15 protein-coding genes are annotated in these 20,843 nt (G+C 72.6%); 5 read left to right on the top strand and 10 right to left on the bottom strand.

The annotated features are described in order from the left end of the window. Positions 1-55: 55 nt before the first annotated feature. The 7 genes from RM779_RS08100 to modA all read right to left on the bottom strand — a co-directional run bounded on the left by RM779_RS08100 (position 56) and on the right by modA (position 12,177). Positions 56-592 (bottom strand): FcoT family thioesterase, encoded by a 537-nt coding sequence (locus tag RM779_RS08100; protein ID WP_311616980.1) that lies wholly within the window; start codon positions 590-592, stop codon positions 56-58. Between the two features lie 42 nt (positions 593-634). Continuing rightward, positions 635-1,525 (bottom strand): (3R)-3-[(carboxymethyl)amino]fatty acid oxygenase/decarboxylase, encoded by an 891-nt coding sequence (scoE, locus tag RM779_RS08095; RefSeq protein ID WP_394813243.1) that lies wholly within the window; start codon positions 1,523-1,525, stop codon positions 635-637. Between the two features lie 326 nt (positions 1,526-1,851). Next, a complete protein-coding gene (locus RM779_RS08090) occupies positions 1,852-4,719 on the bottom strand; it encodes a helix-turn-helix transcriptional regulator (protein WP_311616979.1) in 2,868 nt (955 codons plus the stop codon). Between the two features lie 717 nt (positions 4,720-5,436). Beyond that, the gene (locus RM779_RS08085) at positions 5,437-5,652 is read right to left on the bottom strand and encodes a DUF5988 family protein (protein ID WP_311616978.1); all 216 of its coding nucleotides are present in this window, start codon (positions 5,650-5,652) and stop codon (positions 5,437-5,439) included. 185 nt (positions 5,653-5,837) lie between these two features. After that, positions 5,838-8,861, bottom strand: a complete 3,024-nt coding sequence (locus RM779_RS08080; protein WP_311616977.1) for a helix-turn-helix transcriptional regulator — start codon at positions 8,859-8,861, stop codon at positions 5,838-5,840. Between the two features lie 1,030 nt (positions 8,862-9,891). Further along, the gene (gene ccrA, locus RM779_RS08075; RefSeq protein WP_311616976.1) at positions 9,892-11,244 is read right to left on the bottom strand and encodes a crotonyl-CoA carboxylase/reductase; all 1,353 of its coding nucleotides are present in this window, start codon (positions 11,242-11,244) and stop codon (positions 9,892-9,894) included. Between the two features lie 141 nt (positions 11,245-11,385). Beyond that, complete coding sequence (gene modA / locus RM779_RS08070) at positions 11,386-12,177, bottom strand: molybdate ABC transporter substrate-binding protein (protein ID WP_311616975.1); 792 nt, start codon at positions 12,175-12,177, stop codon at positions 11,386-11,388. A 192-nt stretch (positions 12,178-12,369) separates the two neighbouring features. Here modA and RM779_RS08065 point away from each other — a divergent pair, with 192 nt between their 5' ends. The 5 genes from RM779_RS08065 (at position 12,370) to RM779_RS08045 (ending at position 15,664) form a co-directional block, all read left to right on the top strand. Next, positions 12,370-12,900 carry an ArsR/SmtB family transcription factor gene (locus tag RM779_RS08065; RefSeq protein WP_311616974.1) on the top strand — a complete coding sequence of 177 codons (531 nt, stop codon included), beginning with the start codon at positions 12,370-12,372 and terminating at the stop codon, positions 12,898-12,900. A gap of 26 nt (positions 12,901-12,926) precedes the next feature. Further along, positions 12,927-13,748 carry a M23 family metallopeptidase gene (locus RM779_RS08060; RefSeq protein WP_311616973.1) on the top strand — a complete coding sequence of 274 codons (822 nt, stop codon included), beginning with the start codon at positions 12,927-12,929 and terminating at the stop codon, positions 13,746-13,748. A gap of 97 nt (positions 13,749-13,845) precedes the next feature. Next, positions 13,846-14,400, top strand: coding sequence for a SigE family RNA polymerase sigma factor (locus RM779_RS08055; protein ID WP_311616972.1), 555 nt, complete (start codon positions 13,846-13,848; stop codon positions 14,398-14,400). Beyond that, the gene (locus RM779_RS08050) at positions 14,393-14,986 is read left to right on the top strand and encodes a hypothetical protein (RefSeq protein WP_311616971.1); all 594 of its coding nucleotides are present in this window, start codon (positions 14,393-14,395) and stop codon (positions 14,984-14,986) included. The genes RM779_RS08055 and RM779_RS08050 overlap by 8 nt, the downstream gene beginning before the upstream one ends. Positions 14,987-15,088: 102 nt before the next feature. Then, positions 15,089-15,664, top strand: a complete 576-nt coding sequence (locus tag RM779_RS08045) for a hypothetical protein (protein WP_311616970.1) — start codon at positions 15,089-15,091, stop codon at positions 15,662-15,664. A gap of 116 nt (positions 15,665-15,780) precedes the next feature. On the opposite strand, the gene RM779_RS08040 is transcribed toward RM779_RS08045, so the two are convergent. Genes RM779_RS08040 through RM779_RS08030 form a run of 3 tightly spaced genes read right to left on the bottom strand, consistent with a single transcriptional unit; the run spans position 15,781 to position 20,521 of the window. Beyond that, positions 15,781-17,007, bottom strand: coding sequence for an NAD(P)/FAD-dependent oxidoreductase (locus RM779_RS08040; RefSeq protein ID WP_311616969.1), 1,227 nt, complete (start codon positions 17,005-17,007; stop codon positions 15,781-15,783). Further along, positions 17,004-18,401, bottom strand: a complete 1,398-nt coding sequence (locus RM779_RS08035; protein WP_311616968.1) for an FAD-dependent oxidoreductase — start codon at positions 18,399-18,401, stop codon at positions 17,004-17,006. The genes RM779_RS08040 and RM779_RS08035 overlap by 4 nt, the downstream gene beginning before the upstream one ends. Beyond that, positions 18,398-20,521 carry a molybdopterin oxidoreductase family protein gene (locus tag RM779_RS08030; protein ID WP_311616967.1) on the bottom strand — a complete coding sequence of 708 codons (2,124 nt, stop codon included), beginning with the start codon at positions 20,519-20,521 and terminating at the stop codon, positions 18,398-18,400. Before RM779_RS08030 ends, RM779_RS08035 begins: the two co-directional genes overlap by 4 nt. Between the last annotated feature and the right edge of the window lie 322 nt (positions 20,522-20,843).

Raw genomic sequence — 20,843 nt, 5'->3', positions numbered from 1 at the left:
GGGTGTGCCACTGCGCAGGCCGCTCGTCCCGCGGCACGGGAAGTACCGGCCCGGATCAGGCGGCCTCGGGCGCGGTGTTGTTTCTCAGGGCCAACCGGACCTTGCCGTGGCAGGCCAGGATGTCGGCTTCGCCGTATCTGCACTCGGTGTCGAGAATGATCAGCTGGCCGTTGCCGCCCTCGCGGTTCACGGCCCTGACGATGTCGAGTTCACCCCAGAAACGCCGCCCGCGCATGGCGTGGCGGAAAGAACTGGAGAAGTCGACGATGAACATGTCGGGGAGCTGGCGGGCCCAGAAATCCTCCATCGTCCAGGAGTCGAACGCGCGCAGCACGCGCTCCTTGAGGGATTTGATCATGATGAAGTAAATCATCTGGTTGAAACAGATGTTGAACTCCACCGCGTTGAAGTGCCCCGTATCGGCGATGTAGCAGGACTCGGGTATGTGGAAGTCTCCGCGCAGCCGTATTCGACCGCCCTTGTCCTGCGGGTCCCCTTCGGCCGTGACCGAGGTATTCTGCAAGTAACGGCAATTCGGCTTGTATACGGCGAGCACGCGATCCAACAGAACCTTGTCGTGTCCGAATTCCACAGCGGGACCTTCCTGAGTGGGCGTCGGGCTCCAGGAGCGCGGTCAGGCGTTGCCGATCCCCGGGTAGAACGGGTGCTCGTCGTGCACGGTGACCCGGTGCGAGACGGTCGGCTCGTAGCTGACGGTGTGCAGGGCGCGGTGTACCAGCGCGCGGTTGTCCCAGATCAGCAGATCGCCCTTTTCGAAGGTCTGCAAGTGTATGTTCTCGTGCTCGAACGTGGTGTCCGCCTGTCCGCAGGCGGCGAAGAGGTCGTCGAGAAGTCCTTCGCGGGCCGGGCTGCCGTCGGCGTTCTCGATGCGGTAGGTGACGGCCTCGCTGATGTACAGCACCGTCTCGCCGGTGACCGGATGGGGGAAGACGGTGGGGTGGGAGACGGCCGGCGTCTCGCGTTCGATCTCGGCCATGACCTCGGAGATGGGCCGGTAGACGTCGGTCGGCCGGATCTTGAAGTACCGCCGGACACTGTTCAGGGAGCGGGTGCCGGCGACTTCCTTCTTGAGGCCGTCCGGCAGGTTCTCGTACGCCTTGGCCATGTCGATGAAGAAGGTGCCGCGGTTCTTCTGCGGCACCACCTGCGGGTAGATGAGAGTCAGGCCGAACGGGCGCGGCATGAACGAATAGTCGTGGTGCCAGAATTTACCCGTCTGCGGCACACCGACCTGGCCTTCGTCGGTCTTGACGTTGGAGGAGACGAAGATCTCCTTGTGCTCGGGGTGGTGGTACATGGGCTGGTAGTAGGTCTCCACCTCGCCCAGCCGCCGGCCGAACTCGACGAAGTCGGCGGACGACAGGTGCTGGGCCTTCAGCACCACGATGCGGTGGGTGTACACGAGCTGCTTCAGCTCCGTCAGGTCCGCCGCCGGCGCATTCAGCGGGTCGAGATCCTCAACGGCCGCGCCCATCTTGCCTTCTTGTACGGAGATGGTCTTCATCGTCCGAATCACTCCCGCAGTCGGAGTCGATAGGATGGGAGTCCGGTGCACGCGGTCGCCCGTCGACACACGGCTCATACCGGGGCGGTGTCCCGCCGTCCCCTCAAAAGGTGACTCTCACACCGAACCGCAGCAATGGCTCTGGGGAAAGACCCCAGGCGCGGATACGGCCAAGCCCCAGAACTGACGCTCGCAGGACAAGTCCGGGGGGCGCCGCACTTGCGGTAGGCCGCCGCGGCCTTCGGCGTCCGGATCACCGCCCGGCCGGAAATGCACGTCACCGCCCTTTCCGCCCCGCACGCCCGTGCCAGCCCGCAGGCGGGCCGTCAACGAGTGGCCAGCTGGCCGGCGAGTGCCCCGGCCAACTCGCCGCGGGAGGCGATGCCGAGCTTCCGGTAGGCCCGGTTCAGATGCCACTCGACGGTCTTGATGGTGACGAACAACGCGTGCGCGATGTCCCGGTTGCTCTTTCCCTTGGCCGCGAGCGCGGCGACACGGCGTTCCTGCTCCGTGAGGCCGTCCACCCCGGTGGTCCTGGTGATCCTGACGCGTACGCCCATGGCGGCGAGTTCGGCCCTGGCCGTCTTGGCCAGGCCCCAGGCGCCGCAGCTCTGCGCCTGCTCCATCCCCCGGGTCAACTCGGCCCTTGCCTGCTCCAGGCGGCCGTCGTCGCGCAGAGCGGCGCCCAGGTCGATCGACGCCGCGGCCCGGTCGAGACCTGCCCCGGTGCTCTGGAGGGCCTCGACGGCCTCGTGGAAGTAACCGACAGCCTCCGGGCCGGCGGAGACGAGCCCGCGTACGCGGAGCGCGCACGCGACGAGCCGTGGGGCGCCGAAGGCACGCGCCCGCGTCAGGCGCATGTCGGCGAGTGCCCGCGCCTGCTCGACGCGTCCCGCCCTGGCCAGGGCGAGTGCCGACTCGTTCGCGAGGGCGAGCGCCGGGGTATGCAGGTCCTGCTCCTCCAGGAGCCTGCCTCCCTCGCCCAGGACGCCGACCGCGGCCTCGGTCTTACCCTGCGCCGCGTACAGCCGTCCCTTGGCCAGGGCGAGAGGCAGCTGGAAGAGCAGGGAGCGTGCGCCCTCGTCCCCGTCGCACTTGTCGAGCAGCAGCCGGGCCTCGCCCAGATCCTGCCGGACGATCATGACTTCGGCCAGGGCCGCGGCGGCCAGAACCGCCGGGCCCCCGGCGCCCGCGCCCCCGAGCCGGTCGAGGGCCCGCCGGGCATCGCTCTCGGCGTCGGCGAGCCGACCGGCCGCCGCCCGGACCCAGGCCCGCAGGCAGTACCCCGTCTCGGCGGCCAGCATGGCGCCCTGCTTCAGCGCGCCGTCCACCAGGATGGTGAGCAGGCGGTCGGCGTCGCCCAGGCGGTCGCACTGAACCAGGACGAACGCGGTCAGGCACCAGGAGTGCGCCGCGGCGTCGTGGACGGGCAGGGTGCTGCCGCCGGCGAAGCTCTCCTTGAGTATCTCCTCCACCGGGCCCATCACCGCATCGGCAGGCTCCCCGCGGCGGAGTGCCTCGGCGGCGCGCTCCGCGCTGAGGAGGTGGCCGAGACTGGGGTGCACGGACGGTGCCGCCTCCAGACGCCTGAGCTGACGGCGGGCGATGGGACGGAGGTCGGGGATCTGCTCCGCGGCGGAGAGCAGCGCCGCGTCGAGCAGCGCCGCATGCTCCTCGTCCTGGCCGTGGCCGGCTTCCGCCCGCAACGTCTGGAGCAGGGCGACGGCCTCCTCGTTCCGGGCGAAAGCCGTGAGTGCGGCAACCAGATCGAGCCCCACCCTGCCACGGACAGCGGCCTCGTCGATCAGCTCCACGGCCTGGGACAGGTGGTCCAAACCCTTCGGTTCGAGACAGCGGAGCTCGGCCCTGCCAAGGTCGACGAGTACGCGGGGCAGGACATCCGGGGCCGGGGGCTCCACGAGAGCGCGGGTCAGGTAGGTCACCGCGCTCGCGTCCCGCTGCTCGGCAACGGCCTTCCGAGCGGCCTCCCGCAGCACGCGAACGGTTTCGGGGTCACCGGCGGCCGGAGCGCGCAGGAAATGAGCGGCGATATCGTCCACCGGCGCGTCGATGGCGATGAGTGCCCTGGCCGCACGCACGTGCGCCATGTTGCGAGCGCTCGCGCTGAGATTGAGGTACACGGCGGCACGGACGATCGTGTGGACGAAGCGCGGTGGTATGTCGGGACGCAGCAGACCCGCGTCGGCGAGCGCCCCCTGTGCCTCGGGCACTTCCCGCTGGTCGAGGCCGGCGACCTCGATGGCGGGCTTGAGGCCGGCCTCGTTGCCCAGCACGGCCATGGCCTCGATCAGGCGGGTGGCGTTCGGTTGCAACCGGTCCAGCTGGCGCAGCACCAGACGCACGACTTTCGGCGGTGCCAGCTCGGCGATATCGGCAGGGGAGAAGTCCGGTCGCTCCCGTTCGGCGGCCGCCAGTTCGCCGGTCAGTTCGGAGAGCAGGAAGGGAAAGCCGCCGGTGGCCGCGTGGCAGGCATGGGCGTAACGGGCCGCCGCCGTGCCGCCGAGTGCCGACGCCAGGTAGTCGCGGACACCCGCTTCGGTGAGCGCCTGGGGCCTGAGGAGCTGCGCCATCGGACTGACCGTGATCGCGCGCGTGATCTCGCTCCGTGGGTCGCTGGTGGCCGGATCGGTCGTGATGGCCAGCAGGATGGGGCAGTGGTCGATGCGCGCAGCGAGGTAGTGCAGAAAGCGGAGTGAGGGCCAGTCGACGGCTTCGATGTCATCGATCAGGAGCGCCAGTGGCGTCACTTCGGCGATATGGACGCACATCCAGTAGAGGCCGTAGAGGTAGGAGTAGCAGTCGTCGGTTCCGTCGTTCTCTTCGAACGTCTGCGCCGCGCCGTACTCGAAGAGAGGAGCGGCGAGCTTGGCGGGCCCGCTCAGCACACGGCTCCGTTCCTGCCGGCCGACCGAAGAGAGCCAGTTCTCGAAGAGCTGACGCAGGACGCCGTAGGAAAATTTGCTTTCGAACTCCACACTGCGGGCCTGGAGAACGGTGAACTCCGCACTGCGCGCCCGGTCGCGCAGGGCTGCGAGCAGGGCGGTCTTACCGAGGCCCGCAGCACCTTCAACAATCAATAATTGGCCACTGCCGCTCCGGCAGCCCTCAATGGCCGCGTCAATTGCTGCCAGTTCCCGGTCACGCTCAAGCAGCAAAGCGCTTGACACTCGCATGGCGATTCCCCCGATTTCAGCACATTCACTTCCCCATCGCCCGAGGGCCGCTCATGTTCGGGTCGGCCCCCTGGGGGAATCCAACCCTGACGCCTGTGGCACAATGCCGACCCTCGGCTACCTCACACGGTCAGTTCGTCTCCTTTCCTCTCGCTCGCGCGCGGATTCCGCACCCACGCGCTGGTGCGCCGGCCTGGTCAGGGCCAACTCACCTTATGGAATCGAACAGTAACCGCCACGCGCACGGAACGCACCCACGGCGGCCGACGGGCGGCACGCACTCGGAAGCGGACACCGGGCGAATGGCAGTAGAACAGTCCGTTCGACGACGCATCTGAAGGCCAACGGCATCACACGTCCGGGTGTTCGACGGCCAGAGCGCCACCGGACATCATCCTGGCAGCGACGGGCGTCGTGTCACGCTCGGCTTCGTTCACCTGCACAACCCATTCACTCGCCGGGCCGGACGATTTCACCTAGCCCACACTGGAGTTGACGGCAACCCCGGGCCGCCCCTGGCCGCTCGCGGCTGCACGTCCGATTCTTGGGGCGAGAAGCAGCGGACGACCCAGCGTCCACCCCTGGCCCCTACCCCAGACTTAGGGGGAGTCATCACCTGGCACCCGGGGCGCCATCCCCGATGGCCCCACATATCACGCCAATACGGAACGGGGCCTGCCCGGGGGCATCCGCACCGGCCCTTGACGCCGCCCTGTCTCACTCGGCCACGTAGGTGCGTCGGCTCCACTCGAAAACCGTCAGCATGACGCCCTCGTGCTCGACCGTCTCCCGGGTGGGCACGAAGTGCTCATACGCGTTCCCGAGCGACACCTTGACGGGCTGCTCGACGTCTCCGACGTAACAGGTGCGCTTCTGATCCGGCACCTCGGCCGGGCCGCCGCGCAGAAGGACATTGGGCTCCAGCTGCAACATAGGACTCACACTCCGTCTCTTGCCGAAGCGAAGGGGCGACTGCCGACTGCTCGCGCTTCGTGTGGTGAGAATGACTCCGGTGGGCAGACGTGTGCGGCACGCGGACCGGCACAGGCCGCTTCCCCCGCCCGGCCCCTGAGGAGTGGCGGGCGGTCGCGGGCACTACATCCGCAGACCCGGTCCGATCAGCGCCGCTGCGCTCCGCCGGCACGGTCATTCTGCGCCGCCCGGGTCGCGGACCGCTCGGGGTACCCCCCGGCCACTCCCCCAGTCATCGCGGGAAGCCGGGAGCCGGTCCCGGTGAATTCGAGGTCTTCGGCCGTGATCCTGCCCAGCTCGTTCCTGGAGGCGATGCCCAGTTTCCGGTAGACCTGGCTGAGGTGCCATTCGACCGTCTTGACGGTGACGAAGAGGATGCGGGCGATCTCGTGATTCCGTTTGCCCTCGGCGGCAAGGGCGGACACGCGCTGTTCCCTGGGCGTGAGAGAAGGCGTGCCCGCCCGGGGGGTGCTGCGCACCCGCACGCCCATCGCAGCCAGTTCGCGCCGTATCCGCGTGCTGAGCACGGTGGTGCCCGCCGCCTCCGTGATCTCCTGAGCGGCCCACAGCCGACGTCTTGCCCGGGTCGGCTGCCCGGCCGCGGACAGGACCGCGCCGAGTTGTACGAGGGAGGCGCACCGGCTGACGGCGGCAGGTGAGCCGTCGAGCAGCCGAACGGACTCCTCCAGGGCGGCGACGGCCTCGTCGCCCTGCACGGTGCCGGCATAGGCGCTCAGCGCCTCGGCCACCACGTGGGGTACTCCGAACTTCCGGGCGGCGGCGAGGTGGTCGAGCGCGAGACGGTGCGCCTCCTCCTTCTGCCCGAGCGCGTGCAAACGTCGCACGATGCCGGGCGCCGGGCTGAAGGCGGAGGCGCCGCTGCCGGTCTCCCTGAGCAGTTCGAGCGTGCGCCGGCAGTCCTGTACGTCGTCCCCACCGGCCCCCCGGGCGCTGTGCAGGTGTCCGCGGGCGATCATCAGAGGGAGGGATCTGAACCCTCCCGGCCGCGACTCCTCCCAGCCTCCGTGCTTGGCGAACTCGTGTTCCGCCGCGTCCGCCTGATTGCGCAGCAGGAGCAGTTCCGTGAGTGCGAGAACGGCGAACGGCCGGCCGAGGTTCCGCTCATCGCTGGCCCCGGACCGCTCCAGGGTGGCGGTCGCGTCGTTCTCCGCCTCGGACAGAAGCCCGCGGCCCAGGTTGACGCAGGAACGCAGGGCCCGGAGATCGTCCGAGTCGGCGTCGGACGGCTCGGCCTGCTGGATGGCGTTGTCGAGCAGCTTCCCGGCCTCGGGCAATCTTCCGCAGGCGAAGAGGCAGAAGGCCAGGAACCAGGGCACGCGGGCGCCGACGCCGCCTTCGCGAACGGAGATGTCGTGGCTGAGCGCCTGCTCGACCAGGCCGATGACCTTATCGCCCGGCTCGCCGCCGAGGAGCGCCCGGGTCGCGCGCAGCGCAAGATACTGAGCCGTGGTCGGGAGACCTTCAGCGCCGCCGATGCTGGCCGTGACGCCGAGTTCCCTGCTGATCTCCGCGGTGATCTCCTCGGTGCCGGGCGCGCAGTACCCGAGCCAGCCGTGTTCCGCGTGCAGGCGTCGGGCGAGGGAGGGGTGGCTGGTGCGCACCTCGCCGTAGGCATCGCGGTACACCTCTGCCGCTTCTTCGCAGCGGGCGTCGGAGGCGAGCGCGGCGCCGAGGTGGAGTGCGATGGACGCACGCTCGAAGGAATCCGTGCTCAGCTCCAGAGCCTGCCGCAGGTGACGGGCCGCATGCGGATGCCCGGTCCGGTGCTCCGCTTCGCCCCGCACCGCGAGCAGCGCGGGCAGCATGCTCGCCGGTACGTCCTCCCGGGCGGCGCGGCGCGCCAGGGACAGGGCGTGCACGGGATCGCCCTTGACGAGGGCGGTGCGGCCCGCGGCGACGAGTACGTCCGCCGCGCGGCCGTCCGTTGCGGGCGGAAGGTGCAGCAGGTGCTCGGCGATCCGCTCCGGCGGCGCGTCCTCCTCGAAGAGGCTCTGGGCCGCCGCGTCATGGGCACGGTAGCGGAACGAGTGGGGCATGTGACGGTAGATGGCGTTGCGCACGATCGGGGCGGTGAAGCGCAGGGGGACTTCCTGGGCGATGACGCCGGCCTCCCGCAGCGCGTCCACCGCGTCGGCGGCGTCGGCAGGCTCGACCCCCGCGACCTCCGCGAGCTGGGCGACACTGCCGGCACTGCCGAGAACGGCGAGGGCGTGCACGCAGGACATCGAGGCGCGCACCGGGCGGCGGGGCGAGTGCTGGGACCAGCGCTGGACCACACGGGCCACGGTGCGCGGGCCGATGCCTGCGATGTGGGCGGGGCCCGGAGCCCGTCCGGCCCGGCGGGCACCGGCGAGTTCGCTCACAAGTTCGCGCAGGAAGAAGGGGTTTCCCGCGGTCGCGGCGCAGGCGGCGCGCACCGTCTCGTGGCTGAGCTGACCTGGCAGGGCAGTCGCGAGATGGGCCCGCACCCCGTCCTCGCTCAAGGGCCGCAGCGTGAAGGCGCGCAGGACCGCCGGGGCGAGGAACGCCTGAACCGTTCCCGGCGCCGCGCCATGTTCACCACCGTCGGTCGCGGGAAGGGAGGTGGTCGCACAGCAGAGGATGGGGCGATCGAGCAGGTGCCGTCCGAAGTATCTGAGGAAGCGCAGGGAAGCGGAGTCCGCCAGGTGCACATCGTCGAGCAGGAGCACCAGCGGACGCTCGTCGGCGAGATTGGTCAGCAGGTGAAGCAGCGCGCGATGTACATGCTCCTCCTGCCGAGCGTCGGACCCGCCGGGGGGAAGCCCCTCGTGGTGGTCCAGGAGCGGCACCGCCATGGCCGCGTGCCCGGACAGCATCACCTCGCGCTCGGCGGGGCCGGCCATGGCCAGCCAGTGCTCCAGCACCTGCCGCACCATACCGTGGGGATGACCGGACTCGAACTCGGTACCTCGTGCCTGGAGAACGGTGGAACCGGCGCCGAGTGCCCCCTTCCTGAGCGCCCTCAGCAGCGAACTCTTGCCCGAACCGAGCCCTCCTTCGACGAGGACGAAAGCCCCGTCGCCTTCGTGACAGGAAGCAAGCATTGCTTCGAGGGAACGCAGCTCTTCAGCGCGTTCGAGCAACGAAGAACTGTCGAGGAGGACGGTCGGTCTGGTTCGCGTGAGCATGTAGATGCCCTTCCCCTCAGAACTGACTGCGAATTACACCCCCAGGTGACTCCCATTCCGCACGATGGTGCGCTGGAAGGCGAGTTGCCGGGGGAATTCGAGGCACCGAACAGGCGGTACGAGGAGAAAAGGCCCGACAACGTATCGGACACCAGGGACCTCACTCCCTGATCACCCCGTTAACAGCAAGTACATTACCCCGAAATAAGTGCGCCACCTGCCGTTGGGATGACAACGGCGCGGGATGGCGGGTCAGGGCCACGATAGCTCAACCTGCATCGGCAGGGAAGCTCGTTCAACTGTCCCCCACGCGGCCGGATCACCCACACCATCGGGAGGCACTGCGGGCGCCGCGAGGGCACAGCGGCCCGGCTTTTCCCTTATCGGATTTCACCGGGGGGACGCCGTGCGGGCGGTGGTCCGCCTCGGCGCGACTGCCCCGATGGGGCATCCCGGCCCGGCCCGGCCCGGCGGAGCCCTGCGCGGGCAGGAGGCCGCACTCGCGCGTGCATACGCCTCCTGTGCCCCGCCAGACCAGTCAGGGTAACACTTTTGAAACAATGTGGAATTCACTCCCCGGCCAATGCGTCCGATGGCGTCACGCACGGCGGTCCATGACTCCGCGTACGTCTCGGCGCCGTCCACAGTGCTTCATTAACGCGTCAACTTCCGGCTCACCGCACCACGTGGGCTATGTCACACAGCCGCCCGGTACGGCGCCTTGTGTATCTCCGGCCCGTTTCCCCGCCCTGGCGCGCACGGCTCCCCTCTGGCCGGGCGGCCCGGCACGACGGGCAAAGGTGCGTTTCACCGGTGTGTGCCGCAGGCTACGACTGGGAAGCACGCAGGGCGTTCGACGCGACCGGGAAAAACTTCTGTGCACATATCCACTGCCGCCGACAGAGCTTGTCACGATTTTCTTACCGAGGGCAGAGAATTCCGGCGCGGTGGCAGTGGCCGCTCCGGTTCCCGGGCAGGTGCGGAACGTATCCGCATGACCGGACCCGCGTAGCAGCCACGGGATCACCGGTCAGGCGGGTTGCGGGCCCGGGGTAAGGCCGCGCAGCGGGTTCAGCCGGTCCTCGCCGATCCTGGCGCGCGTGGCGGCATCGGTCACGCCGAGCCCCGTTTCCGGGGCCATGCAGAGCACGGCGACCTTGCCGACGTGCCGGTTCGTCTGCACCTGGCGGGTGGCCTCGGCGGCCTCGGCCAGCGGGTACACCGCGGACATGGTCGGCACGACGCGGCCCGACTCGATCAGCCGTGAACACTCCACCTGCTCCTGGAGGTTGGCGGCGTGGCTGCCGATCACGCGCTTCAGCTTCATCCACAGGTAGCGGTTGTCGTACACGTGGTGGTAGCCGGTGCTCGACCCGCAGGTCACCACGACGCCGCCGCGGCTGACGACGAAGACCGAGATGCCGAACGTCGCCCGCCCCACGTGCTCGAAGACGATGTCCGCGTCGCGGCCGACGCGTTCGCGAATGAGACGGCCGAGCCGCTTGCCCGCGGCGATGACCTCGTCCGGGTCGCCGGACGGATCGTCCGCGAGGCCGAACTCCTCGCGGCTGATGACGACATCGCAGCCGAGGCGGCGCACCACCTCCGCCTTGCGCTCCGAGCCGACGATCCCGACCGGGATGCCGCCGCCGTTCTTCACGAACTGGACGGCGTAGCCGCCGAGACCGCCGGCCGCGCCCCAGATCAGCACGACGTCGCCCTGCTTGAGCCGGGCGCCCCGCTCGCCCACCAGCATCCGGTAGGCGGTGCCCGCGCACAGCGGGTTGCAGGCGGCTTCCTCCCACGTCAGGTGCGGGGGCTTGGGGATGAGCTGGCTGGCGCGGACCACCGTGTACTCGGCGAGGCCGCCGAAGTTCGTTTCGAAACCCCACGCGCGCTGCTCCGCGCCGAGCATGCCGTCGGCGTGCGTCGCCGGCTCCTGGTCGTCGACGTGCACCGGGCTGATGGTCACGTGGTCGCCGGCCCGCCAGCGGCGCACGCCCGAGCCGACCCGGACGATCACCCCGGCCCCGTCGGAGCCGACGACCTGGTACGGCAGGTCGTGGCGGCGGGCCCAACCACCGGTTTTCGCGTACTGCTTGAGGAAGCGGAACGTCGGTATCGGCTCGAACATCGCCGACCACACGGTGTTGTAGTTGATCGCGCTGGCCATGACCGCGACCACGACCTCGTCCGGCGCCGGCTCCGGCATCGGCACCCGGCCGACCCGCAGCGACTTGCGCACGTCCTTGTCCTCGACACCGCGGAACGTGTCGACGTCCTCCACGCGCAGGTGCGCCGCGGTGAAGTCGCCCGGGAGAGCGGCGCGCTCGATCTCCTCGGCCGGCGCGCCGTTCAGCAGTGCCTCGGTCAGCTGGCTCATCGTCACCACTCTCTTCTCCGCGCCGTTCCTGGGCCGGCGCGGGCGGGATGTGCCGGCGGCGGACGCCGGTGTGACGGCACTATAAAAGGTGCGGAGCCCCGTCGACGGCGGTACGCGCGGCCCGGTCGAGGGCCGCACGGGTCAGGGCGCCAGGAATCCGGCGTCCGCCAGGATGCCCCGGGCCTCCGCCGCGCCGAGCCAGTCGACGAAGTCGGCCGCGGCCCCGGGCTGTTCACTGCCGGCCAGGGGGGCGGCCGGATAGGCGGCGACCGCGTTCCGCCCCGCCGGTACGGGCACGGTGCGCACGGCTGCCCCGGCCGCGGCGGCATCGGTGACGTAGACCAGTCCCGCGTCGGCCTCGCCGAGCCGCACCTTGCTGAGGACCGCCCGGACGTTCGGCTCCTGGGAGTCGGGAGCGGCATCGACGCCCGCCGCGTCGAGGACCTGCCGGCCGTACCGGCCGGCGGGCACCTCGGGCGCGGCCAGCACCAGGCGCAGTCCGGGGTCGGCGAGGTCGGCGAGCCCTTCGACGCCGCCCGGATCGTCCGGCGGGGTGACGATGGTCAGCGCGTTGCGCGCGATGACGGTGCTCTCGCCGGTGTGGTCCGCGACGGACTCCATGGTCGCGGTGTCCGCCGTCACCAGGACGTCGGCCGGGATGCCCTGCTCGACCTGGGCGGCCAGCTCCTGGGAGCCGGCGAAGGAGAACTCGACGTCGATATCCGGGTGTTCCTCCTCGTACGCCGACCCCGCGGCCTCGAAGACATCGGTGAGCGAGGCCGCGGCGAGGACTCGAAGCGAAGCGCTCCCCCCGCCGTCGTCCGCGCCGCCGGCCGAGCAGGCCGCCACGGGGACGAGCAGCGCCGCGCAGGCCGACGCGGCGGCGAGGCGCGCCGGGCGGCGGGACCGGATGGGGTGACGGCTTCGGGGCATCTGTCTCGCGTCCTGTCACGGTCGGGACCCGGGCGGAACGGCGCGGCTGATCCGCACGTGCGGGTCGTTCTCCATGATGCTATGGCATCTGCGTGTGCTTGCACCCAGATACCTCGCATCTGCCGCTCACCCCCGCCGGGTACCCGCAGCCGAGTTTTCACTATTACGTAATTACGTTTATGCTACGCCGATATGGAGCTGGAAGAGCGCGTCGCCGAGTTGGAGCGCCGGGTCGCCGCACTGGAGACCGAGGGTGCCGCCGAGGCCACCCGGGGGCGCGAGGAGCCGGTGGCAGCCGATTTCTGGGCCCTCGAAGGGCTCAAGGCCCGACTGGCCGGGACGGGCGCCGAGGCCGCCGAGACCGCCGACGGCGCGGTGCTGTTCACCGGAGCCGTGCGCGTCCCCGCGGGCGGTCGGTACGAGTGGCAGTACGGACTGCCCACCGGGGACGTGCTCGACGCGGACTGGACGCAGGCCGCCGAACGGTTCGCCGCCCTGGGGCACCCGGTGCGGATGCGCCTGCTCAGGGAGATCCTCGGCGGCCGGGACACGGTCGCGGAGCTGGCCCGCCTGGACGGACTCGGCACCACCGGGCAGATCTATCACCACCTCAGGCAGCTGACGGCCGCGGGCTGGCTGCACGCCGCGGCCCGCGGACGGTACGAGGTGCCGCCGGTACGGGTCGTCCCCCTGCTCGTCGCCCTCACCGCCACCCGCTCGTGACCGCCACCGAAGGAAAGGACACTCCCGTGCGCCGAACGGCCAGAGTCGTCGCCGTGCTGTACCGCGCCTGCTGGGCCGCGTTCTTCGGGCAGCTCGTCGTCTCGTTCTTCGTCGACTTCACCATGCTGTGGGGATGGCTGCTCATCGCCGCGGCCATCGCGCTGGCCCTGGTGGCGGGCCGCCTGGCGCGCCCGGTGGGGGCGCCGCCGCCCGCCGTCGAGGTCGAGCCGCCGGTCGAGGGCCGCTGGTCGGCGCTCAACAGCCCGGCCGACAAGGTGCCGAGCCACGGCACCCACGGCTACGGGCAGACGTTCGCCATCGACATCGTGGCGGACCCGGAGGACCGGCCGCGGCCCTCGTTCGGCTGGACGCCGCTCCTGCGGCGCAACCGCGACTTCCCCGCGTTCGGCCGCCCCGTGTTCGCCGCGGCCGACGCGCGCGTCGTGCACGCCGCGGACCGCCGGCGCGACCACCTCAGCCGCTCGTCCTGGCCCGCGCTCCTCTACCTCTTCGGCGAGGCCCTGGTCCGGGAGACGGGCGGGCCGGGCCACATCGTCGGCAACCACGTCGTACTCGACCTCGGTGACGGCGTGTTCGCCCTGTACGCCCACCTCGAACGCGGCTCCCTCACGGTGCGCGCGGGCGACCGGGTCCGCGCGGGGCAGCAGCTTGCGCGCTGCGGGAACTCGGGCAACTCCTCGGAGCCGCACGTCCACTTCCAGCTGATGGACGGGCCCGACCTGCGCACCGCGCGAGGCGTCCCGTTCAGCTGGCGGAACGTGGGAGTGCCAGGGAACGGCGAGCACTTCACCGTGACGGCCGCCGCCCGGGACCGACGCGGCCCGTGACGCGGGCGACGGCGTCGGGGCCCGGGGGGCGCGCGAGTCGCCGACTCCTTGTGCTGCGAGGGAGCCGAGTGGCACCGTGCAGCGGAACAGGAGAGGCATGCGAGCATCAGAAGAACAGCGCGGCGGCCGGGCCGCGGACGAGCAGGCGTTCGACGCCTTCTACACCGCGAGCGTCGGCCGGCTCATCGGGCAGCTTTACGCGATGACAGGCGACTTCGCCGAGGCGCAGGATGTGGTCCAGGAAGCCTTCGTCCGGGCCTGGGAACGCCGCGACGAGCTGGACCTGAACGCCGCTCCCGAGGCGTGGGTGCGCACGGTGGCCTGGCGGCTGGCGGTCAGCCGGTGGCGGCGGGTGCGCACCGCGCTCGCCTTCGCCCGGCGGCAGGGCCCGCCGGCGACGGTACCGCCACCGGAACCGCACCACGTACTGCTGGTGCAGGCGCTGCGGCAGATCCCCGAGGCTCAACGCCGGGCCGTGGTGCTCCACCATCTCTGTGACCTGACGGTCGAACAGGTGGCCGCCGAGGCCGACAGTCCGGTCGGCACGGTCAAGGCGCAGCTGAGCCGGGGGCGGGCAGCGCTGGCCCGGCTGCTGGCCGATACCGAGCTGGACCCGCGGACTGCCCGCGTGACGGAGGTGCGTCATGGCTGACGGAACTGAGCCGGAGGGTTACCTCGCCGGCCTCGCAGACCTCGCCGAGGCGGGTCGGCGGCACGCGGAACCGCTTGCCGCGGAGCGGATCAGGGCGCGCGGTGAGCGGCGCCTGCGCCGCAGGCGGGCCGCTCTGGCGTCCGGCGGCGCGCTGCTGGCCGCGAGTCTGGCCCTGGGGGGACTGTCACTGACCCGCGCCGCCCAGGGGCCAGAGCCGCCCGCCGTTCCCCCGACGCCGACCGCTTCGCCGTTCCTGCCGCCGACGCCCGCTCCGGGTGAGGAGTACGCCAGCGAGCTGGGCTATGTGTACGGGGCGGTGCTGAGGGGGGACACGGTGCAGGTCTCCGTCGAGCGGCTCCGTGCCGAGCGGGGGACCGTGGCACCCGTCGGTCCGGTGCACACGCTGACCCTGCCGCGGGGGACGCTCGTCGAAACCCGGCAGCTGGCCGACGGGAACCCCGCGGACGTACGGCTGGACCGGCTGGTGAGCCGGCTGGCCGACGGGCCGCGGTGGATGTTCGTCATCGACTACGACAGTGAGGGCCGGGTGCACTCGCTGCGGGAGGCGTACTGGCTCTCCGAGTGAGTCCCCACGGCGAAAAAACGGGATCGGATGCAACCCCGGGGGTGGGGTGGCGCGTAGAGCCCATGTATCCGGAACACACCTGATCCTGGGGGACCTTTGACCATGTACCTCGCACGCCGCCGGGCCGCCGTACGCTGCCTCACCGCGCTCGCCCTCAGCCTTGCGGCCCTGACCGGGTGCAGCGGCGAGGGCGACGAGCAGGCGGCCGACACCGCACCCGTGACGTCGGCGACGCCTTCCGCCCCGGCCGACGAGACGGTCCCGACCACCGCGCCGGACGGCGGCGCGGAGCCGGACGACACCTCGGAGCCGGACGATGCGGCCCGCTGGGCAGGGGCCAAGCAGTTCGTGCAGATCGAGGACGCCTGGACGAGCGACGGACGGACGTACCTGTCGGTGCGGCCCGCCCAGAAGGAGGCCCACGTCACCGACCACTCCGAGGCATGGGTGGTCGTCCCGGGCGAGGGGCCCTACACCGAGGTGCCCGTGGCCGAGGACGCCCAGATGCTGCTGGCGGTCCCGCTCGGCGACGAATCCCGGGCCTCGTCGTACTCCCAGGCCGAGTTCGTCAGCCGGCTGACGGCCCAGCCGTCCTCGGCCCGCTCGCGCGTCGGGTACGACCTGAGTTTCGACGGCGAGGGGCGGGTGACCAGGCTGGAGTCGCTGTACACGTCCTGAATGCTCAGGTCCTGTCCTGTCGATCTTGTCGGATCAGCTCGCGGCTCGTACGTCGGGGCACCTCCCTGGGGGCAGGGCCTGAGGCCGGGGCCTCGTCCGCAGACCGGCTGTGCGCCCTACGGGCCGCCGCCCGCCAGCAGCTCCTCGGGGGCGGCGGTCAGCTCGCGGCCGACGGCCGAGCGCAGCACGGGGAACGCGCCCGCGTCGCCCGCGAGGACACCGCCGAGCAGCACCCGCGCGTCCTGGCTCAGCACCAGCTTGGCGTAGGTGTCCGCCGCGTGGTCGGTGTACGCCAGCTCCAGCGCGCCAGGGGTGCGGGCGTGCGCGTCCCCGAAGCTCGCGACGTCCACGCCGAGCAGCTTCAGCCGCGCGGCCGTGTCCGCGCCGGGGAACGGCTCCGAGCCGGTGCCGAGCAGCTGCGCCGCCACCGTCTCCGCCATGCGGTGGGCGGGCGCGGCCAGCCCGTGGCAGTGGCCCTCAAGGGCCGCGCACTCCCCCACCGCCCAGATGAACGGGTCGGCGGTGCGGCAGTGCCGGTCCACAAGGAAGCCGCCCCGCGGACCGCGCGCGAGCCCGGCAGGCCCCGCCAGGTCGTCGCGGGGGCGGATGCCCGCGGAGAAGATCACCAGATCGGCGTCGACGACCGTGCCGTCGGCGAGGTGAACGGCCCGCACGCGCCCGTCGGGACCGGCCGCCACGGAGCGCAGCGCGACGCCGCAGTGCGCGTGCAGGCCGCGCCTGGCGACCAGCCGCGCCAGGACCCGGCCGCCGACCTCGTCCATCTGGAGCGGCATCAGCCGTTCGGCCAGCTCCACGACGTGCGGGCGGAGCCCGAGCAGCCGCAGCGCGTTCGCGGCCTCAAGGCCGAGCAGCCCGCCGCCGATGACCGCGCCGGGGCGGCCCGCCACCGCCTCCGCGCGAATCCGTTCGAGGTCGTCCACGGTGCGGTAGACGTGGCAGCCGGGCAGGTCGTGTCCCGGGACTGGCGGCACGAACGGCCGCGAACCGGTGGCCAGCACCAGGGCGTCGTACCGGACTTGGGTGCCGTCCGCGCAGGTCACGGTGCGCGCGGCCCGGTCGAGTGCGGTGACGCGGGTGGCCGTCCGCAGGTCGACCAGCGGGTCGGCCAGGAAGCCGGGCCGGACGAGGGCCAGCCGTTCCGCGCCCGCGCCGGGCCGCGTGGTCTCCAGCCAGGCCGACAGGGCGGTTCTGTTGTAGGCCGGGCGCGGCTCCTCGCCCAGCACCACGACGCGCCAGGCGCCCGCCGGGTCCCCCGCGCGGACCTGTTCGGCGAGGCGGTGGCCGGCCATGCCGTGGCCGACGACGACGAGCGTGCGGGTCATCCGGCGCCGCCCGCCCCGGCCGGAGTGGCGGCTGCCAGCAGGCGGCGCACCGGTTCCAGGCACGTTCCGCAGCCGGTGGTCGCCCGCGTGGCGCGGGCGAGCGCCGCGGTGTCGCGGGCGCCGGCCGCGACGGCGTCCAGGAGCGTGCGGCCGGTGACGTTGTTGCAGGCGCAGACCACCGCGTCCGCCGACGCCGCGGGCGCCGGGCGCGCCGCGGGGCGGGCGCCGAGCAGCAGGGCGAGCCGGTCGGACGGCACCGGCGAACCGGAGTCGTGCAGCTGGCCGACGGCGGCGATGGCCCGGGGCAGGCCGAGCAGGACGGCGGAGGCGATGCGGTCCCCGCGCAGGTGCAGCCGGGCGTACCTGCGCCCGGCGGGGTCGGAGAAGGTGACGGTGTGCCCGCCGTCCGCGGCCCCGCCCGGCTCCGGCGGGGGCGTGACGCACAGCAGGTCGACCTCCGCGGACCGCAGGCGCACGGCCCTGCCGCGGGGCGCGTGGCGGGCGTCGTGCCCGGTGAGCACTCGGGCCAGCACGTCGGCCTGCTCCCAGCCGGCGGACAGGACCCCGGGCACCTGCCCGGCGTGTTCCGCGCAGTCGCCGATCGCGTGTATCCGCGGGTCGTTCGTGGTCAGCCGGTCGTCGACCACGACGCCGGTGCGCACGGCGAGCCCGCACCCGCGGGCCGGTCCTGTCCCGGGCGCGACGCCGGCGCACAGCAGCAGCGCGTCCGCCGGCAGCGGCGGCCCCTCGCGCAGCAGCAGCTTGCCCGGCACGTACTCGGCGGCGCCGGCGCCCAGGTGCAGCGTCACGCCCAGGTCGGTCATGCGGTCGGCGAGCATGCGGCCGGCGGCCGGGTCCAGCAGGTGCCCCGCCAGGTGTGCGTGCGGGTGGACGAGGGCGACGGCATGGCCCGCGCCGCGCAGGGCGAGGGCCGTCTCGACGCCGAGCACGCCCCCGCCGAGCACGACGACGCGCCCGGACGGCAGTGCCGCCGTATCGGCGAGGGTGCGCACCGTCCGTACGCCGCGGGCGAGTTGGCCGTCCGGGGCGCGCAGGCCCGGCACCGCGGGGACCACGGGCGCGGCCCCGGTGGCCAGCACGAGCGTGTCGTAGGCGTGTTCCGCGCCGTCCGAGGCACGCACGACGCGCCGTCGCCGGTCGATGCCGGTGGCGGTGACCCCGGGCAGGACGCGGGTGCCCGCCGGGTGCGGCGGCAGCAGCAGGGCTTCGGGCGGCAGGCCGCCCGCGAGCACCGAGGGGAGCAGCACCCGCTGGTAGGCGGGGTGCGGCTCGGCGCCGAGCACGGTCACCCGCCCGCGGTGGCCGTGGTGGTGCAGCCGCTCCGTCAGGCGGTGGGCGGCCGGGCCGTTGCCGACGACGAGGACGCGGGTCACGGCGCGTCCCCCGCGACTCCGTCCTGGACGGGCTCGACGCGGACGGAGCTGACCTTGAACTCGGGCATCCCGCTGCGCGGGTCCAGGGCGGTGCCGGTGATGAGGTTGGCCCGTCCGGCGCCGGGAAAGTGGAACGGCAGGAACACGGTGTCCGTCCGCATGCTGCCCACCAGGCGCACGCGGGCCAGCATGCTGCCGCGCGGCGAGCTGACGCGGGCGAGCGCGCCCTCACCGAGGCCGGCGCGGGCGGCCGTGTCGGGGTGCATCTCGGCGAACGCCTCCGGGGCCGCCTCGTGCAGCTCCGGGACGCGGCGGGTCTGGGCGCCCGATTGGTAGTGCGCCAGCACCCGCCCGGTCGTCGCGTACAACGGGTAGGCGCCGCCCGGGGTTTCCGCGGACTCGCGGTGCTCCACCTCGGCGAAGCGGGCCCGGCCGTCGGGGTGCGCGAACCGGTCGAGGAACAGCCTCGGCGTGCCCGGGTGCGGGCGGCCGGGGCGGCCCTGGTCCGCCTCGTCGGGGCAGGGCCAGTACAGGGCCTCGCCGGCCTCGAGCCGCTCGTAGGTGATGCCGGAGTAGTCGGCCGGGCCGCCGCGGGAGGCGCGCCGCAGCTCGTCGAAGACGCGGCGGGGCTCGGTGGGGTACCGGTGGCCGGGCTCGCCCAGGCGGACGGCGAGTTCGTGCAGCACGTGCAGGTCGCTGCGGGCCCCGCGGGGCGGCGGCCGCAGCCGGCGGCGGCGCAGGACGCGGCCCTCCAGGCTGGTCATGGTGCCCTCCTCCTCGGCCCACTGGGTGGTGGGCAGCACGACGTCGGCGAGGCGGGCGGTCTCCGAGGGCACGAAGTCGGCGACGACCAGCAGGTCGAGCGCGGACAGCCGCGCGGTGACGTGGCCCGCGTGCGGCGCGGAGACCACCGGGTTGGACCCGAAGACCAGCAGGGCCCTGGGGCCTTCCGGCCGGCCGAGCGCGTCGAGCAGTTCGTAGGCGCCGCGGCCGGGGCCCGGCAGGGCGTCGGGGGGCACGCCCCACACCCCGGCGACGTGCCGCCGCGCCGCGGGGTCGGTGATCAGGCGGTAGCCGGGGAGCTGGTCGGCCTTCTGCCCGTGCTCCCGGCCGCCCTGCCCGTTGCCCTGCCCGGTGAGGCAGCCGTAGCCGCCGGCCGCGCTGCCCGGCAGGCCCAGGGCCAGGGCGAGGTTGATGAACGCCGCGACGGTGTCGGCCCCTTTGCTGTGCTGTTCCGCGCCGCGGCCGGTCAGCACGTAGGCGCTCCGCGCGCCGCCGAGTAGGCGTATCGCGGCCCGCTGGTCGGCGGCGGGCACGCCGGTGACGCGCTCGACGCGCTCCGGCCACCAGGCCATGGCGCGGCGCCGGGCGGCGTCGAAGCCGGTGGTACGCCGCCCGATGTGGTCCTCGTCGCAGTGCCCTTCGGTGACGGCCAGGTGCAACAGGCCGAGGGCGAGCGCCAGGTCGGTGCCGGGGGCGGGCTGGAGGTGCAGGGCGGCGCGGCGCGCGGTCGCGGTGCGGCGGGGGTCGATGACCACGAGGGCGGGGCGTTCCAGGTGCCGCATCAGGGGCGGCATCGTCTCGGCGGGGTTCGCGCCGGCCAGCAGGACCACGTCGGCGGCGGCGAGGTCGGTCACGGGGAACGGCAGCCCGCGGTCGGTGCCGAACGCGGCGAGTCCCGCGGCGGCGGCCGAGGACATGCAGAACCTGCCGTTGTAGTCGATCTGGCTGGTGCCGAGCGCGAGACGGGCGAACTTGCCGAGCAGGTACGCCTTTTCGTTGGTCAGCCCGCCGCCGCCGAAGATGGCCGCGGCGTCGGCGCCGTGGGCGGCGCGGATGGCGCGCAGCCGGGTGGCGACGGTGTCGAGCGCGGTGTCCCAGTCCGCGGGGGCGAGCGCGCCGCCGGGGCCGCGCACCAGCGGGGTGCGCAGCCGGTCCCGCGTGCCGAGCAGCGCGGGCGCGGTCCAGCCCTTCTGGCACAGGCCCCCGGCGTTGACGGGGAAGGCGGAGGGACGGACGGCGACGGCGCCGTTCCGGTCCGTGAGCCGGGTGCCGCACTGGAGGGCGCAGTAGGGGCAGTGGGTCGCCACGGTCCTGACGGCCGGGTCTTCGTCAGCCATGGGTGTACTCCTGACGCACGTACGCACGTTGAGCAGGACCGGGTCGCGCCGAGCGCTCCGCGAGGGGACCGACGGTCAGTCATCCTACGGGCCCGCGGCGGCGCGGCGGCGGCCGGCGGCGGGCACGTCCCGGCCCGTTCCGCGATGTTCGCTTTCGCACAGCATCGGGACGGCGGGCGGGGCGGCGCCACCCCCCGCGCTTCCGGCCGTCCGACGGCTGACGCGGCCCCTGCCCCGCGGGCCGCCCGTGCGGGAGCAAAGGAATTCGGATATCCCGCGCGCAGAAAGGAGTTGCCGTCCGGCCGCATCCGCGTGCGGCGAC

Origin of the sequence: Streptomyces johnsoniae, assembly GCF_031845565.1 — a bacterium.
In the GTDB taxonomy this organism is placed as follows: domain Bacteria; phylum Actinomycetota; class Actinomycetes; order Streptomycetales; family Streptomycetaceae; genus Streptomyces; species Streptomyces johnsoniae.
Note: the sequence above shows the minus strand (reverse complement) of the source record. Positions and strands in the feature narration are given on the sequence as shown.